The 15,906-nt window shown below is 62.7% G+C and carries 16 protein-coding genes and 2 tRNA genes; 3 read left to right on the plus strand and 15 right to left on the minus strand.

Annotation, left to right across the window (positions count from 1 at the left end; all coding sequences use genetic code 11):
* Positions 1-15: 15 nt before the first annotated feature.
* The 4 genes from ACN0YJ_RS10480 to ACN0YJ_RS10495 all read right to left on the minus strand — a co-directional run bounded on the left by ACN0YJ_RS10480 (position 16) and on the right by ACN0YJ_RS10495 (position 5,718).
* Positions 16-2,685 (minus strand): valine--tRNA ligase, encoded by a 2,670-nt coding sequence (locus ACN0YJ_RS10480; protein WP_417496160.1) that lies wholly within the window; start codon positions 2,683-2,685, stop codon positions 16-18.
* A 71-nt stretch (positions 2,686-2,756) separates the two neighbouring features.
* Entirely contained in the window at positions 2,757-3,365 is a 609-nt protein-coding gene (locus ACN0YJ_RS10485; RefSeq protein WP_417496161.1) for a DUF2497 domain-containing protein, read from the minus strand.
* Between the two features lie 91 nt (positions 3,366-3,456).
* Positions 3,457-4,839, minus strand: a complete 1,383-nt coding sequence (locus ACN0YJ_RS10490; protein ID WP_417477777.1) for a TolC family outer membrane protein — start codon at positions 4,837-4,839, stop codon at positions 3,457-3,459.
* Positions 4,840-5,064: 225 nt separating this feature from the next.
* A complete protein-coding gene (locus tag ACN0YJ_RS10495) occupies positions 5,065-5,718 on the minus strand; it encodes a protein-L-isoaspartate O-methyltransferase family protein (protein WP_417477776.1) in 654 nt (217 codons plus the stop codon).
* A 186-nt stretch (positions 5,719-5,904) separates the two neighbouring features.
* Between ACN0YJ_RS10495 and ACN0YJ_RS10500 the strand changes: the two genes are divergently transcribed.
* Positions 5,905-5,978: transfer RNA gene (locus tag ACN0YJ_RS10500), tRNA-Cys, on the plus strand.
* 39 nt (positions 5,979-6,017) lie between these two features.
* Here the strand turns inward: ACN0YJ_RS10500 and ACN0YJ_RS10505 are convergent.
* Positions 6,018-6,725, minus strand: coding sequence for an SDR family NAD(P)-dependent oxidoreductase (locus ACN0YJ_RS10505; RefSeq protein WP_417496162.1), 708 nt, complete (start codon positions 6,723-6,725; stop codon positions 6,018-6,020).
* Between the two features lie 88 nt (positions 6,726-6,813).
* A complete protein-coding gene (locus ACN0YJ_RS10510) occupies positions 6,814-7,158 on the minus strand; it encodes an Mpo1-like protein (protein ID WP_417496163.1) in 345 nt (114 codons plus the stop codon).
* A 381-nt stretch (positions 7,159-7,539) separates the two neighbouring features.
* Here ACN0YJ_RS10510 and ACN0YJ_RS10515 point away from each other — a divergent pair.
* Positions 7,540-7,615, plus strand: a tRNA-Asn gene (locus ACN0YJ_RS10515).
* Positions 7,616-7,638: 23 nt separating this feature from the next.
* Here the strand turns inward: ACN0YJ_RS10515 and ACN0YJ_RS10520 are convergent.
* From ACN0YJ_RS10520 to ACN0YJ_RS10535, 4 genes are all read right to left on the minus strand, one after another.
* Positions 7,639-8,391 carry a prephenate dehydrogenase/arogenate dehydrogenase family protein gene (locus ACN0YJ_RS10520; protein WP_417496164.1) on the minus strand — a complete coding sequence of 251 codons (753 nt, stop codon included), beginning with the start codon at positions 8,389-8,391 and terminating at the stop codon, positions 7,639-7,641.
* 74 nt (positions 8,392-8,465) lie between these two features.
* The gene (locus tag ACN0YJ_RS10525) at positions 8,466-9,140 is read right to left on the minus strand and encodes an SET domain-containing protein-lysine N-methyltransferase (protein WP_417496165.1); all 675 of its coding nucleotides are present in this window, start codon (positions 9,138-9,140) and stop codon (positions 8,466-8,468) included.
* A gap of 86 nt (positions 9,141-9,226) precedes the next feature.
* The gene (locus ACN0YJ_RS10530; protein ID WP_417496166.1) at positions 9,227-11,104 is read right to left on the minus strand and encodes an ABCB family ABC transporter ATP-binding protein/permease; all 1,878 of its coding nucleotides are present in this window, start codon (positions 11,102-11,104) and stop codon (positions 9,227-9,229) included.
* 84 nt (positions 11,105-11,188) lie between these two features.
* Entirely contained in the window at positions 11,189-12,199 is a 1,011-nt protein-coding gene (locus ACN0YJ_RS10535; protein WP_417496167.1) for a LysM peptidoglycan-binding domain-containing protein, read from the minus strand.
* A gap of 134 nt (positions 12,200-12,333) precedes the next feature.
* Here ACN0YJ_RS10535 and ACN0YJ_RS10540 point away from each other — a divergent pair, with 134 nt between their 5' ends.
* Positions 12,334-12,897, plus strand: coding sequence for a TIGR00730 family Rossman fold protein (locus tag ACN0YJ_RS10540; protein ID WP_417477769.1), 564 nt, complete (start codon positions 12,334-12,336; stop codon positions 12,895-12,897).
* Here the strand turns inward: ACN0YJ_RS10540 and ACN0YJ_RS10545 are convergent.
* The 5 genes from ACN0YJ_RS10545 to ACN0YJ_RS10565 all read right to left on the minus strand — a co-directional run bounded on the left by ACN0YJ_RS10545 (position 12,894) and on the right by ACN0YJ_RS10565 (position 15,642).
* Positions 12,894-13,097: a helix-turn-helix transcriptional regulator gene (locus tag ACN0YJ_RS10545; protein WP_417496168.1), complete on the minus strand. Its 204-nt coding sequence runs from the start codon at positions 13,095-13,097 to the stop codon at positions 12,894-12,896. The genes ACN0YJ_RS10540 and ACN0YJ_RS10545 overlap by 4 nt on opposite strands.
* Complete coding sequence (locus ACN0YJ_RS10550; protein ID WP_417496169.1) at positions 13,094-13,480, minus strand: hypothetical protein; 387 nt, start codon at positions 13,478-13,480, stop codon at positions 13,094-13,096. Before ACN0YJ_RS10550 ends, ACN0YJ_RS10545 begins: the two co-directional genes overlap by 4 nt.
* A gap of 1 nt (position 13,481) precedes the next feature.
* The gene (locus ACN0YJ_RS10555) at positions 13,482-13,643 is read right to left on the minus strand and encodes a hypothetical protein (RefSeq protein WP_417477766.1); all 162 of its coding nucleotides are present in this window, start codon (positions 13,641-13,643) and stop codon (positions 13,482-13,484) included.
* Between the two features lie 158 nt (positions 13,644-13,801).
* Entirely contained in the window at positions 13,802-15,145 is a 1,344-nt protein-coding gene (gene gltX, locus ACN0YJ_RS10560) for a glutamate--tRNA ligase (protein WP_417477765.1), read from the minus strand.
* A 68-nt stretch (positions 15,146-15,213) separates the two neighbouring features.
* The gene (locus ACN0YJ_RS10565) at positions 15,214-15,642 is read right to left on the minus strand and encodes a hypothetical protein (RefSeq protein ID WP_417496170.1); all 429 of its coding nucleotides are present in this window, start codon (positions 15,640-15,642) and stop codon (positions 15,214-15,216) included.
* Between the last annotated feature and the right edge of the window lie 264 nt (positions 15,643-15,906).

A 15,906-nucleotide genomic window follows, 5' to 3' on the forward strand; every position in this document is an offset into this window, starting at 1 on the left:
AAATTCATGGCCAGGCTACATCCCGGCCAGCCGCTCCAATGCCTCGACCATTTTGACACGTTGCGTCGCGTAGTCAGCCAGCTTCTCACGCTGTTCGGCGACAAGGGCTTCGGGCGCATTGGCGATGAAACGTTCATTGCCAAGCTTGCCCTCGAGCCGCTTGATCTCGCCATCGAGCTTGGCGACCTCCTTGCCGATACGGGCGCGCTCGGCGTCAAAATCGATCACCCCCGCGAGCAGCAGGGCATAGGTCGCCTCGCCGACTACGGTCTGGGCCGAGGCCTCGGGTACAGTGTCCGACGGCGTCACACTGGCCAGACGCGCCATGCGCTTGATGAGAGCATCCTGGCGCTGCAGTCGTGCCAGGGTGTCGCCGGACGCGCCGACCACGGCGACATCGAGCTGGGCACCCGGCGGGATATTCATCTCGGCGCGCAGACGGCGGACATCCGTGACCAGACCGATCAGCCAGTCCATCTCGGCCTGCGCGTCGCTATCGACCAACCCGTCCAGCTCGGGCCAGGCGGCAGTAATCAATTGCGTGTCGCGCGTGCCGGTCTGGGCCCACAGCTCTTCGGTGACGAAGGGCATGAAGGGGTGGAGAATCTTGAGCGCCTGGTCGAGCACAAAGGCGGTCGTCGCCCGCGTCTCGGCCTTGGCGGTCTCGTCATCACCCATGAAGAGCGGTTTGGCGAGTTCCAGATGCCAGTCGCAGAACACATTCCACACGAAGCGATAGGCCGCAGCGGCGGCCTCGTTGAAGCGGAAATTATCCAGCCCGGCATTGACGGCTTTCACCGTCTGCTCGCACTCGGACAGGATCCAGCGGTTGACGGTCTGCTGAACCGATTTCGGATCAAAGCCCGCATCCGGCTTGCACTCATTCATTTCGCAAAAACGCGCCGCATTCCACAGCTTGGTGGTGAAATTGCGATAGCCTTCGACGCGATCCTTGGACATGCGGATATCGCGGCCCTGCCCGGCCTGGGCGGCCAGGGTGAAGCGCACGGCATCGGCGCCGTATTCCTCGATCAACTCAAGCGGATCGATGACATTGCCCTTGGATTTCGACATTTTCTGGCCGTGCTCATCGCGCACGAGCGCATGGATATAGATGTCCTTGAACGGCACCTCGCCCATGAAATGCAATCCCTGCATCATCATGCGGGCAACCCAGAAGAAGATGATGTCGAAGGCGGTGATCAAAACCGAGGTCGGGTAGAAGCGCGCCACTTCAGCCGTCTTCTCAGGCCAGCCCAGGGTCGAGAACGGCCACAGGGCAGAGGAGAACCAGGTGTCGAGGACGTCTTCGTCCTGGGTCAGAGCGACATCGCGTCCATGCTTGTCCCGCGCCTGTGCCAAGGCTGACGCTTCGTCCTGCGCGACATAGACGCCGCCATCCGCATCATACCAGGCCGGGATCCGGTGGCCCCACCAGAGCTGGCGCGAGACGCACCAGGGCTGGATATTGCGCATCCATTCGAAATAGGTCTTTTCCCAATTCTTCGGATGGAAAGTGGTGCGACCGTCCTCGACGGCCGTGATGGCGTCCTTCGCCAGGGTCGCGGCATCGACATACCATTGGTCGGTCAGCCAGGGCTCGATCACCACATTGGAGCGGTCGCCGAAGGGCTGCATCACCAGCTTGTCCTCGACTTCGCGCAGCAGGCCGAGCTCGTCCATGCGGGCGACCAGCAGCTTGCGCACTTCGAACCGGTCGAGACCGCGCCATTCGGCGGGGATGCGATCCAGACCGCCGCTACCGTCATCCTCGGTCAGGAAGCGCGCTTCGCGGTCGAGCAGGTTGATCTTGGGCAAATCGTGGCGTTTGCCGACTTCGAAATCGTTGAAGTCATGGGCCGGCGTGATCTTGACGCAGCCTGTGCCCTGCTCCGGATCGGCATGTTCGTCGGCGACGATCGGAATCTCGACATCGGCGATCGGCAGACGGATCATCTTGCCGATCAAATGCCGGTAGCGCTCATCATCGGGGTGCACAGCGACAGCGGCATCGCCGAGCACGGTTTCCGGGCGCGTGGTCGCGACGACGAGCTCGCCGGAGCCATCGGCCAGCGGATAGGCGAAATGCCAGAAATGGCCCTGGACTTCGCGATTTTCGACTTCGAGATCAGAAATCGCGGTCTGGAAATGCGGATCCCAATTCACCAGACGCTTATCGCGATAGATCAGGCCCTGCTCATGCAGCTCGACGAAGACTTTCTGCACGGCAGCGGACAGCCCGTCATCAAGGGTGAAGCGCTCACGGCTCCAGTCACACGACGCCCCGAGACGGCGCAATTGCCCCATGATCTCGCCGCCGCTTTCCTCTTTCCATTCCCAGACACGTTCGATGAAGGCGTCGCGGCCCATATCACGGCGCGATTGATTGCCTTCAGCGGCCAGCTGACGCTCGACCACCATCTGCGTCGCGATGCCGGCATGGTCGGTGCCCGGCTGCCACAACACGCTGTCGCCGAGCATGCGCTTATAGCGGATCAGCACATCCTGCAGCGTATTATTGAGCGCATGGCCGATATGCAGACGGCCGGTCACATTCGGTGGCGGAATGACAATGCAGAAGGGATCCGCGTCGGGATCCTCCTTCGGTTTGAAGGCACCGGATGATTCCCAGGCCTGGTAGAGGCGGGTTTCGGCTTCGCGGGGGTCGAATGTCTTTTCCATCATGGGGCGCATGAATAAAGGGCACCGACGATGCCGTCGATGCCCTTTAATGAATTCAGTGCTGATTGCAGCAGTTAGCGGCGGCGGCGCGCGACCCGGTCGATCTCGGCCTGGACCTTTTCATCGACGATACCCGGCAGGTTGGTGTCGAGCCATTCCTTCAGCATCGGACGCAGAAGTGCGCGAACCACGCCTTCCAGCGTACGGCCTTCCTCGTCCGAGATGCGGATTGTATCGGCCAGGGAATGGAATGAGCCCATCGCAGCAGAGGCTGCAGGCTCGCTCATCAGCGCATCCTCGATTTCGGTCTCGACCGAATCGAAATCCATCGCCGGCTCGGGTTCAGGCTCCGGCTCGGGCGCAATTTCCTCCGCGACGATTTCAAAATCATCCTCGCGGTCGACAATCATCAGATCATCATCGCCGACAATCGGATCGGTGCCGCCCTCCGGCTCATCAATCCGGTCGGTCAGCTCGAGGACATCACCGGCATCATCATCGCCCGCATCGCCGAAGATATCGTCGATCGCGCCCTGATCATTACCGTCTGACTCGGGCTCCGGCGCCGCAGCAGCCGGTTCGGCCTCGGCCTCGGCCGGGGCGTCGTCTTCATTGATGATCCGTCGAATTGAGGAGAGGATCTCCTCCATTGATGGCTCGTTGTCGGTGGCTTGTTCTGCCATGGTCGCGCACGTCCCTAACCGGTCGTTTCTCGTATCAGGCGAATAAACCGGGCGCAGCCCTGCCTGTCCAGCCCCAGAATCTCTAATCAGGCTAATTCCAGGGTGTTAAATCAAAGTTAGGGAAGCCAGACCCCACCGGCTCGCCTGCCACATCATAGATTTCAACATTCAGGCCCATCCGGTCGGCGGACAGCAGTCCCATGGCCTGGAGCAGGCGATAGCCGGCCACGTCGGAATCCCGTTCCGCGGTCACCAGAAGCAGCCGCGAAGCCAGCAATTCCTGTTCCGCATCAAGCACATCAAGCGTTGTTCTCAAGCCGACATAAGCTTCCTGCTCGACACCATCCAGAGCAATCTCATTGGCCCGGACAGCCTGCCGGCTCGACTCGATCACGGCCTGGGAGGTGATGTAGGCATTCCAGGTATTCGTCACACCTTCGGTGACCTGACGGCGCGCCAGCAAGGTCTGCTGGCGGGTCTGATCTTCCTGGGCGATGGCTGCACGTACGCGTGACCGATTCAACCCACCGGTGAAAAGCGGCACCGAAACCTGACCGACGATCGAGGTCGAATCACGTTCATCGCCTGCATAGGAGGCATCCCGCGAGCCCGATGCCGACGCCGAAAGCGTCACCTGTGGCCGCAGCGAGCTACGGGCCATCCGGATCGAATGACTGGCGGCCTGCTCGCCATACTGGGCGGCCAGCAATTGCGGGCTGAAGCGGTAGGCGGTCTCGGCGGCATCGGCGAGATTGTCAGGCAATTCCGGCAGTGCCGGCGGGTCCTGCAGGGTTGCCGGGGGCTGACCTGTCACACGCTCATAGGCCGCGCGGCTGGTCGCCAGCTGGGACTGGGCAGAGGACAATTGAGCCTGGGCGCCCGACAGCCGGGCCTCGGCCTGGGCGACATCCGTACGCGTGATCTCACCGACTTCGAAACGATCCCGGGCGGCTTGAAGGTGCTGCGCCAGAACATCAGCATTGCTGCGGCGAATATTCACCACTTCGGCGTCGCGACGGACATCCATGAACGCGGTAATCGCATCGACCAGGACAGTTTGCTCCACCGAGCGCAGGGATTCGCGGCCCGCATAGACCAGCGCCGTCGCCTGGTCGACCGCGCCGCCATTATAACCACCGCGATAAATCGATTGATTGGCCGTCAGCGAATAATTCTTCGGGGTCGAATCGCTCTCGGAACTGCTGGGGAAAGGCGCCCCGGCACCGCTTTCCGACTCGCTGTGCTGGGCGCTGATCGAAGCTGACGCCGAGACCTGGGGCAAATAGCCGGCCCGGGCCTGGATGCGCCCCTCATCGGTGGCACGCAATCGGGCGCGCTCGGCCTGCAAGGTCGGATTGGAGTTATAGGCCAGCGCCAGGCTCTCTTCGAGACTCTGCGCCTGCGCCGCTGCGCCCATCGCCAGAAGCGATACACAACCCGTCGCCGCCATCGCCCACAATTTCAAACGCGTCATCTGCAAATCCTTTTACCGGCAACAAGCCAATATCACCTCGGTGCCGCCATCATAACGCGCCGCGCGTCAGAGACCAGCACCACTCTTGTCGCAGCCATATAGGCATTGCCACACTACAATTGAACAGCGTTCACCGTGATACGTCCGTAATACCGGCTCTATTACCGCGTTTAACGGCCTGTGCCCGGGAATCCGTCGCCCGAATGCCACACTTGTTGCAGCAGGCTAGAGCGAGAAACCGGGTTCCAGCGCAAAACCGGGCAGGAGCTTGGCCGTCGCGTCGAACACGACGCGCTCGCCAATGCCGGCTGCCGAGCGCGTGAACACCGTCGCCTTGCCAACCGGGCCCTTGCGGATAATCGCCACAAGGCGTCCGCCGGGCGCGAGCTGGTCAAACCAGGCCGCCGGCACTTCGCTGACCGAGCCATTGACGAAAATCACATCGAAGGGGCCCTGCTTCGGCACCCCAAGCTTGGGGTCACCGGCAATCACGACGGCATTGTCAGCGCCAACCTTTGACAGGAGGTCGCTGGCGCGTGCCTGACCGTCCTCGTCATCGTCAAGGCCGACAACGGTTTCAGCCATGTGCGAGAGAATGGCGGTGGAATAGCCACGACCGCAGGCAATATCGAGCACAAGCTCATCGGGTTCGATCGCAGCGGCATGAATCAGTTTCGCGAGGTCGCGGGGGCGCATCATCGTGCGCCGGTCACCCGTCGCGACTTCAGAATCCGCATAGGCCAGGGCGAGGCGCGCGCGCGGCGTAAACAAATGCCGTGGGACAGCCATGAAGGCCGCAATCAGCCGGCGATCAGTGACATCTGCCGGACGGATCTGGCAATCCACCATTTGTTTGCGGGCCTGATCATGTTCGTTCACGGCTTTCTCCCTGCCTGGGTCCGGCGGCGCACCGGTGCTGCTGCTGATATATCCCGCCACAGGCGAGACGGGCAAGCACTGTGCTGCGTGCGCGTCATTTGGTAGCCGCACTGACAAGTTTCACCGGACCATGCCCTCGCCGATTGCCCCCGGCGCGCGGCAGGTTTATAGCTCCCGCCAGAAGCTGGCACCGTGGCGGAGTGGTTACGCAGCGGATTGCAAATCCGTCCACCCCGGTTCGATTCCGGGCGGTGCCTCCATGCTTCCCTCACCTCAAGATTACGGCGCAAGACGAATCCCTAATACGGGATCTCGATGCCGTTATGATCCCGAAACCCACCCGAATCCGACGGGTCCAACCCGTCGATCACCGCCATCAGCTCCAGCGCTGCTGTCTGCGGCGTGCGCAATTTGAGCCCTGACTTGGCGAAGGGGGCTGAAAGCCGCGTATCAACCGTGCCGGGATGCAGGGCAATACAAATGGCGTCGGGATGGCGGCGTGCCAACTCGATGGCCGCCGTCCTCACCAGCTGGTTGAGCGCCGCCTTCGAGGCCCGGTAGCCATACCAGCCGCCCAGCCTGTTGTCGGAAATCGAACCGACACGCGCAGACAATGTTGCAAAGATCGACCGGCCACGGCGCGGCAAGACTGGCAGGAAGTGCTTCATCAACAATGCCGGGCCGATGGCATTGACGGCGAAGAGCTTCGCCAGATGGTCAGCCTCGAGCTGTTTCAGTCCGCGTTCGGGCTGCAAACGCCCGTCATGCAACAACCCGGTCGCATCGATCACGCGGCGCAGATCGAGCCCCCGGCTTCGGGTCAGGGCTTCGATCCCGGCGGCCGCGGCAGCGATGCTGTCTTCGTCCAGCAGGTCCAGCCCCGGCGTCGAGGACCGCGACAGCCCGATTACGGTGTCGGGCGCCGACACCGTCTGCAGCCGCTCCAGCAAAGCCGCCCCGATGCCGCCGCTGGCGCCGATGACCAGCGATAAGCCTTGATTGTCCATGCCCAGATACCCACACCATCCGCCGGTTGACGTGAGTGTCTACGCACGGAATGGGCTGCGGGATCATGCCGCACTGAGTCCCGACAGTTCAGGCCTCGACAGAGGCAGGCACGACACCGGCTTTCACGAGCTCGCTATCAAGCCGCCCGGTGAGGAACATCACATACATCCGGTAGTCCGCGATCAGCGACCAGAGCGGATAGGTGAATGTGGCCGGCTTGTTGCGCTCGACAAAGGCATGGCTGACCCAGGCGAAGAAATATCCCGCCAGGGGTACGGCCAGCAGGGCCCACCAAGTCTGGGTCAGCACCGCGGCCAGCAATACCAGCATCGCCAGGGTCGACCCGACATAATGCCAGTGACGCGTCGCCGGCCGCGCATGCTCGCGCAAATAAAAGGGCCAGAATGATTCGAAATTCTGATGTTCCCGCATGTGATTCTCCCCGAAACGACCGACACAAACCCATATCACAGCCATGAGGCTATCGGAAAACCGGCCGCGTCATGGATAATCTGCACATAACGCGACAGGTCATATTTCCATGTATCGATTAGGGTTTCAGCAATCACACTAAACCAATTGCGAAATTTTGCCGCGCAAATTAACCCGTCCTTAAGGAATTTTGGACGATTCTGCACCTGTCTTCCCGTGAAGACACCCCACCATCCACCCAATGCCTTTTCGGGAGCCCAGACGGCTCCCGATTTTTTTTGCCTGCGAATAGCAGAGCAATTGCAGAACTCTGGCAGCAACGCGCTTGCCACCGCCGCAATAGCTCTGATATACGCGCCGTCTCGCTTGCGAGAGAGATGTTCCCCGGTAGCTCAGTTGGTAGAGCAAGCGGCTGTTAACCGCTTTGTCGCTGGTTCGAGTCCGGCCCGGGGAGCCACTCTCGCAAGCGACTTTATCCCCTTAAACCTTCGCCCCTGCCCCGGAGCCCTTGTCGAGCCGCCCGTCAAACGCGCGCGCAGCCTCGAAAAAGCGCTTGCGCAGGGATGCGGCATACGGGTTGAGCTGCTCGATCGCCTGGAACAGATCATCACTGTCATTGCGCACCAGATCGGTTGCCTGGCGTAGCAGATCATAGCTTTTGGTCGTATAGGGCGGCGGCGGAATATCGAGTTCGGCAATCACGCGCGACACCAGATGGGTGAGCGCCTGCACATCGGCCATGGCGCGGTCATGCGTGTCCGGATCGGACAGGTGCACATCGAGCCCGAGAACCTCACTGCAAAAAGCCGCCACACCACTGGCATCAACGCCGGCATCCGGACAGATCACGACAGACTGGCCGGTCAGCCCTGCTGCAGCGCTCTGCGGCCCGAACAGCGGATGTGTGCCGATGATTCGCACATGCGTCGGCAGGGCATCGCGCATCGCCCGCATCGGCTCGACCTTGACCGAGGCGACATCGAGCACCAGCGCTCCCTCAGGCAGGAAAGACGCGATATCGCGGCAGGTTTGTTCCAGCGCCTGCACCGGCACGGCCAACACCACAGTCGGGCAAGCCGCTGCCGCCTCAAGGCTCACACGGGCAAGGCCGGGACAGGCATCCGCATGGGGGTCATGGCCCAGCAGATCGAAATGCGGTGCCAGATGCCCGGCGGCGAATCGGCCGAACGCCCCCAGCCCGATCAGGCCGATCTGTTTGCGATTTTCAGCCAATCTGCATTCCCCTTGCCCGCCAGGCGGATTGAACGGGATTTTCGGCGTCGCGACCAGCGCGATTGCCCGTGGCGTCAGATGTGGTGAGTCGCCGCGCCGCAATTGCAGGCGAAGCCGCCAACGATCTCCCCCTCATTCTCGATATAGTCGAAATTCACTTCCGAACCGGCGCTGATCACCTGTTTGGCACGCAATAGCGGGCGCGCCGGGTCGGCGGCATCGATATAGCTATTGGCCTCGCAGCAATGATTGATATAGCGCAGATAACCGGTCGGCTCGCAGTGGACATCATCGGTAATGCGCGCGGAATGCGGCGTCTGCACGCTCGTCATCGCGCCGCGGATGACGGTGATTACATCGCCGGCCGCCAGATCACGCTGCGCGAAGACACCATGACCATGGATCGCGCTGGCCTGGATCGCGACTCGCCCATCATATTCAGCCATGAAGGCCGCCGGAGCCCCCGCCCCATCGCCGAGCCCGACACGGCGGCCTGACAGGACGAGCTCGCCCTCGCCGCGCTCCACAACCCGAAGGTCCAGAATCGCGGTGGCAGCGCCGACCGGACCCAGCTCGGCAATGAAACCGTCTTCATTGCCGCTGCGGCTGCGCAAAGAGGTCGAAACACCAGCCGCGCCCAGCCCTGTGACCTGCCCCATCCACACATCGCCCTGACGACGAAGCTCGATCCATTCAAACACACGACCACTATCACCGGGGTAACTGGCCAGGAACTCACCAACACGCACAACACCACTCCTAGGGAAAGAAGATCGAGCTTGGCACAGCCCTAACGTGCGGAAAAGTGCGGCGGAGACACGGTTCAAAAAAAGAGTCAGACGGCGTCGATTGACATCGCCGGATCGCCGGCCTCGCTCTGGCGCTTCCACATTCGCGCATACAGCCCGTCACGTTCGAGCAGCTCGGCATGCGTGCCCGACTCGGCAATGCGCCCGGCATCCATCACATAGATGCGATCCGCATTGGCGATCGTCGACAGGCGGTGGGCGACGGCGATGGTGGTGCGCCCCCGGGCGGCCTCGGCCAGCGCCGCCTGCACTTCCTTTTCCGTCTCGCTGTCGAGCGCCGAGGTGGCTTCGTCGAGCACCAGAACAGCCGGATTCTTCAAAATGGCCCGCGCGACGCCGACGCGCTGTTTTTCGCCGCCGGACAGTTTCAGCCCGCGCTCGCCGACGCGCGTCGCAAGGCCCTCTGGCAAGGCCCGCACGAAATCGCCCAGCTGCGCCCGTTCCAGAGCGTCGAGAATGTCGTCCTCGCTGGCATCGGGACGGCCATAAATCACATTGGCGCGCAGCGTATCATTGAACAGGACCACATCCTGCGGCACCAGGCCGAGGGCATCGCGCAGGCTTTCCTGGGTGACATGGGTCAGATCCTGACCATCGATCAGCACCCGCCCCGCCGCCGGGTCATAGAAGCGGAAGAGCAAGCGCAGAATGGTCGATTTGCCGGCACCGGAGGGCCCGCACAGGCCGACGAAGCTGCCCGGCGCCACATCCAGGCTGACACCATCGATCGAGCGTGCACGGCCATCATGCGCGAATCCGACCGTCGCGAACCGCACGGCACCGCCCTGGAGACGCAAGGGCTGAGCATCAGGTGCATCGGCGACATCGGGTTTCAGCGCCAGTGTATCGAACAGACGCTCCATATCGACGGCGCTCTGCTTGATCTCGCGATAGGCCCAGCCCAGAATATTGAGCGGCTGGTAGATGCTCATCAGCATCAGCGTCACGGCCGCGACATCGCCGGGCTGCAACTCACCGTTCCAGGCTTTCCAGCCGGCGACCAGCGCCATAGCCAGCAGGCCGGCATTCATCACAAAAGCCTGGCCACCATTGAGCACGGCGAGCGAGGATTGCGACCGGGCCGCGGCCTTCGCATAGCGCTGCATCACATGATCATAGGCGTCGGTTTCGCGGCGTTCGGCGGCAAAGGCCTTGACGGTCTCGAAATTGATCAGGCTGTCGACAGCGCGTGCATTGGCTTCATTGTCGGCGTTGTTCATGTCGCGACGGATCTTGACCCGCCAATCGGTCACCGACCAGGTCATCGCCATGTAGATGCCGACTGTGGTCAGCGCGATAACCGCAAATTCCCAACCATATCTCAGGCTCAGCACGCCGGCCGCGAGCACCAGCTCGAGCAGGGTCGGCGCGATGTTGAAGATCAGGAAGCGCATCAGGAAATCAACGGCGCGGGCACCCCGGTCGATGATCCGGTTGAGCGCGCCGGTGCGCTTCATCTGGTGAAAACCGATCGACAGGCCCTGGACATGGCCGAAAGCGCGCACCGAAGTCAGGCGCTGGGCGTCCTGGCTGACCGGTGCAAACATCGCGTCGCGCAATTGCGGCGCCCCGACCGAGAGGAAGCGGGCGACGGCATAGGCGATGAAGGCGAAGGCGAAGCCGGCCGCAGCGCCGCCGCTCATCCAGCCGATCCCGCCGCCCGGATCGGCAGCGGCTGGTTCATGGGCCGCAATGGCATTGATCGCATCACCGAAAAAGACGGGGGCATAAACGGCGAATAATTTGGCGATCACTGTCAGGACCAGCGCCACCACCATGCGGACGCGCCAGCGCGACATTTCCGGTGAGGCGAGCAGGCCGAACAGGCGCGCCATCGCCGGGCCGAGCCCGCCATCGGTGGATTTTATGGAATCGTCGTGGGGATCGGGGCTTGAGGGTTTCATCGCGCTCACAGATAGGGCGCGCCGACCTCAAGCGCCAGTGCCGCGCGTGATCATCCGGAGATCAAAGCAGCCAGCCGGGCGCGATCAGCCCTGGTCCGGCCCGCCAACGTCCGCGGCAGCCTCGTCCGGAGCGCGCAAGACCTGACCGGGATAGATCAGATCGGGATCGCGGATCTGGCTTCGATTGGCCTCATAGATCACCGTATACTGCACGCCGCGGCCATAGAGCTGGCGCGCCAGGCGCCACAGTGAATTGCCCGGCTGCACGATGACCGAATCCGGACCGAGATTGAGATCTTCGGCGGCAACGCGTTCGAAAGGCAGCGCGATCACGGCGGTGACATTGCCGTCGGCGTCGAGCTGGTCGACCTGGAGGTCATAGCGGCCCGGGGCCAGCAAGGCACCGGCCTGCAGCGTCCAGCGGCCATCGGCACCGGCGGTGACCGACCCGACCAGGGCGCCATTGGCGAAAATGCGTACGGTCGAACCCGCTTCAGCCCGGCCAGCAAAGATCACGGCACCGGTTTCGTCATAATCGACGGTTTCCAGCACCAGACTGCCCATTTCCGAATCTGCACAGGACGGACATTGCCAGACGCGACTCGCCTCGCCGGGACGTCCGACGACAACCAGCGGGGTGGCGCCACGCGATTCGGGGATGGAAACCAGCACGACCTGTTCCGAACGCAATTCGCGGCCATCGGCGACCTGCATCACCAGTCCAAGCTCGATCGCTCCGGACGGCAGGGGTTCATTGAGGATAATCACCCATTCGCCGCGATCATTCACCGTCTCGCGGGCAATCTCATCGCCATTGGCGAGCACGATAATCGCGGCACCGGGTTCACCGCGACCGGCGATCACGGCCGTGCCGGCCGGCGCGACGCGCACAATGTCGAATACGGGCGCGGCCAGCAGGCCAGCCGTTTGCGCGCCGGAAACCGCATCGGCTCCGGCCGTCACGGCGCTGTCAGGCCGGGTGGGCGATTGTGCAGGGCCACTCAGGGCGGGCCTGTACAGGATGAAGGCCAGCGCGGCGGCAATCGCCAGCGCAGCCAGTGCCGCAGCAATGATAAACGACCGCGTGGCGGTCATGTCCGCTCTCCTGTTTCAATTCGGTCCGGGGCGACGCTGCAATCGATCATGAAATCACCTGATGCAATCCTCGCGCCGCCGGGCCAAGGCGAATACCATCACCATTAAGCAAATCAAACAAGGGCGATGCTTCGATGGCGAAACTAAGGTCGATTGGTGTCTTTTGCGGTTCACGTCTTGGTGAGCGCGAGAGCTATCAGGACGCCGCCGAAGCGGTCGGCCAGGCCATTGCCCGCGCCGGCGCGCGGCTGGTCTATGGCGGCGGCGATGTCGGGCTGATGGGGGTGGCTGCGTCGACGGCTGCCGCCGAACACGGCGCCGTTCTGGGCATCATCCCGGGCTTCCTGATTGCCCGCGAAGGCCATCTGGACGGGGTCGATGTCCGCATCGTGGAAACCATGTCGGAACGCAAGGTCCAGCTGATCGACGAATCCGACGCCTTCATCATCCTGCCCGGCGGCACCGGCACGCTGGAAGAAGTCTTCGACGTCATCTCGCGCCAGCAGCTCGACCTGCACGACAAGCCGGTGGTCTTTCTCAATGTCGAGGGCTTCTGGGACCCTTTCGTTGCGCTGATCCGTCACACCATCGATCAGGGCTTCACGCCGCCATCGCTGGGCGACCATATCCGGCTGGACGACAATGCGCAGCGCGCCGTGGCCCATATTCTCGCGACGCTCGACGCCGCAAAAGCCTAGTCCGCCTCGCCGGCCGGATCGAACACCGCCTCGATGGACATGCCGAATGCGCCCGCCAGGGCGAAAGCCAGGGTCAGCGAAGGATCATGCTTGCCGGTCTCGACCGCATTGATCGCCTGACGCGATACGCCGACCCGCTCGGCCAGTTCGGCCTGGCTCCAGCGGCGCTCGGCGCGCAGGACTCGAAGACGATTTTTCATCGGTAGCGCCACCGCAGGACACAGGCGACGAGCCCGGACAGACCGATCATCACCGGCAGGACCCAGATCAGGGAGATCGACGGCAGGTCCACCGCACCTTCGGCGAAGCCATAGGCGAAGCAGGCAAAACCGGTCAGCAGCGCCGCGATCAACATGGATTCGGAAATGACGCGGCGTTTGAACTCGTCTCGCGAGTGGTAGAAGACCATCACCGCATACAGGCCATACAGCCCCGGCAGGACCGGCAACAAGGCCAGTGTGCCGCGCCAGACGGGTGTCAGCTCGTAAGTGTTGAGCGCGTAGATCGAGGCAAACAGCAGGGCCGTATAGCCCAGCATCGCGCCTCCGAAATGGATGAGATAGCGGCGAACAGCGGGTTCCATTCTAGTCTCCCTGTGGGGCGGGTGTGACAGCGGTCGCCTCGCCCGGCGATCCCTCATCGGGCTGACGCACGGCGGAAACCGCGACGATAATTGCGACCAGCGGGCCGATCAGGGCGAGCAACCAGGCGCGCAATTTGGGGGACTGCAGTCGATTGAGATGCATGATCGCCTCTATCAGGTATTAATGACGAATTGTCATGCTTACCTGACACGAACCTCGCCACATGTCAAGTTATCCTGACAAAGAGACACGCAAATAGGACAAAAAAGGCCCCGCGCGATGCGCAGGGCCTCCTTGAAAACGAAGCGGGCGGTCTCAGCCTAGGCCGTGTCACCCTTGAGCCGGGCGATCGCCCGCGTCCGTCCGATCAATGGCAGCATCACCGCCATCTCCGGTCCGTGGGCCTCACCCGTCAGCGCCAGACGCAGCGGCATGAACAGCCCCTTGCCCTTGCGGCCGGTCGCCTCCTTGAGCGCATTGGTCCAGGCGCCCCAGCTTGTCCCGTCGAGATCGCCGGCCGGCAGCATTTCGGCCGCTGTCGCCGCAAATCCGGCATCCTCGTCGGCAATCGACGGCGTCACCGGCCCGGAGACCAGCGCGGCCAGGGCCTTGGCATCGGACAGACGTTCCAGATTCGAGCGAACACCATTCCAGAAGGCCTCGCCGCCATCAGCGCCCATCGTGGCGAGACGGTCCTTCACCTCACCATAAGGCTTGGCGTGCAGCAGTTTGGCATTGATGCGCTTGAGGTCTTCCGGATCAAAACGGGCCGGCGAACGCGACAGCTTGCCCAGATCGAAGCCTTCAAGCAGGCCCTCGACGGTCTCGTACGCATCGACGGCATCGGACGTGCCCAGCTTGGCCAGCAGCGAGATGACCGCCATCGGCTCAAAGCCCTCGACGTCGCGGATATCGGCGATGCCGAGAGAGCCGATCCGTTTCGACAGCTTGCCGCCATCGGCGCCGACCAGCAGGGCCTGGTGACCAAACTTTGGCGCGGCGCCGCCAAGCGCCTCGAAAATCTCGATCTGGGCGCCCGAATTGGTGGTGTGATCCTCGCCGCGGATGATGTGGGTGATCTTGGCGTCGATATCATCGACGACGCTCGGCAGGGTGTAGAGATAGCTGCCATCCTCGCGGATCAGGATCGGATCGGACAATGAGGTCGTCTCGATCGAGACAGGACCACGCACCATATCCTCCCACACCACCGGATTGCCCGACAATTTGAAGCGCCAATGCGGCTTGCGCCCCTCGGCCTCAAGCGCCGCCTTCTGCGCATCGGTGAGCTCCAGCGCCGCACGGTCATAGACCGGCGGACGGCCATTTTTCATCTGCAGCTTGCGTTTGCGATCCAGCTCATCGCCGGTCTCATAGCAGGGATAGAGCAAGCCATCGGCGCGCAGCTTTGCGGCCGCAGCCTCATAAACATCAAACCGGTCGGATTGCTTGAACGTCTCGTCCCAGCCAATCCCCAGCCAGGTCAGATCCTCACGGATGCCGTCCTCGTAGGCCTGGGTCGAGCGCTCGGTATCGGTATCATCAATACGCAACAAAAACGTTCCGCCCGCCTTTTTCGCGAACAGATAATTGAAGATCGCGGTGCGAACATTGCCGACATGAAGCTTGCCGGTCGGGCTCGGGGCAAAACGGACTTTGGTCATGGGAGGACGCCTGCTTGAAGTTGAGGCGTCGGCTTAGCGCTGTCGGGCCGCGCGGGCAAGCGGGGGTGTCAATATGGCGGGCGGGGACGGCCGGCGAAGTGCCAGTAGGCGAAGCCGGCAATGCCTGCGGCAACCGCCAGAATGACCGGTAGCCAGCTGCCCGCCTGAGCCCCGTCCGTAGGCGTGATCAAGGCCGAGAACGCGAGCAGAATGCCGGCCGGCACCGCCACATCGGCGATCCCGCGTCGCCAACCAAACCACCGCACCAGATGCACCAGCACGACGGCCGGGAGGGCTGTTACCACCAGGGTGTAGAGGGTCGCCATGAGGAGCACCACGAGGCTCGCCAGCATATTGTCGCCGTCAGGGGCCGTTCCGTCCCCGATGATCATCGGACCCGCCAGCGGCGCAGTGAGCAACAGCCCCCCGACCATACAAGCCAGAACCCAGGCCAGAACCGCCCGCGCACGTCTTCCCTGCTCGAAACTGATATACATTCCTGCCCCCCTGCTCGCCGCCCCATCATGCCGCGCCCACCCGGAGCGTCCACCAAAATATCCCGGTGCGCGCAGGCCATCCGCGCGCTTACCCCCGCCATCACACAATTATCCCACGTCATCCTGACGAACGTCAGGACCTCGATATAGCAAGCGCGGAGCCCGGTCGTTCGAGGTCCTGACGAAAGTCCACTGCTGTCCGGGATTTATTGATTGGGGGTGATGTGCACGGCAGACCCGGCTTGCAAATCAGGCCAGAAATCA

This window comes from Maricaulis sp. (genome assembly GCF_048270095.1).
Classification (GTDB): Bacteria; Pseudomonadota; Alphaproteobacteria; order Caulobacterales; family Maricaulaceae; genus Maricaulis.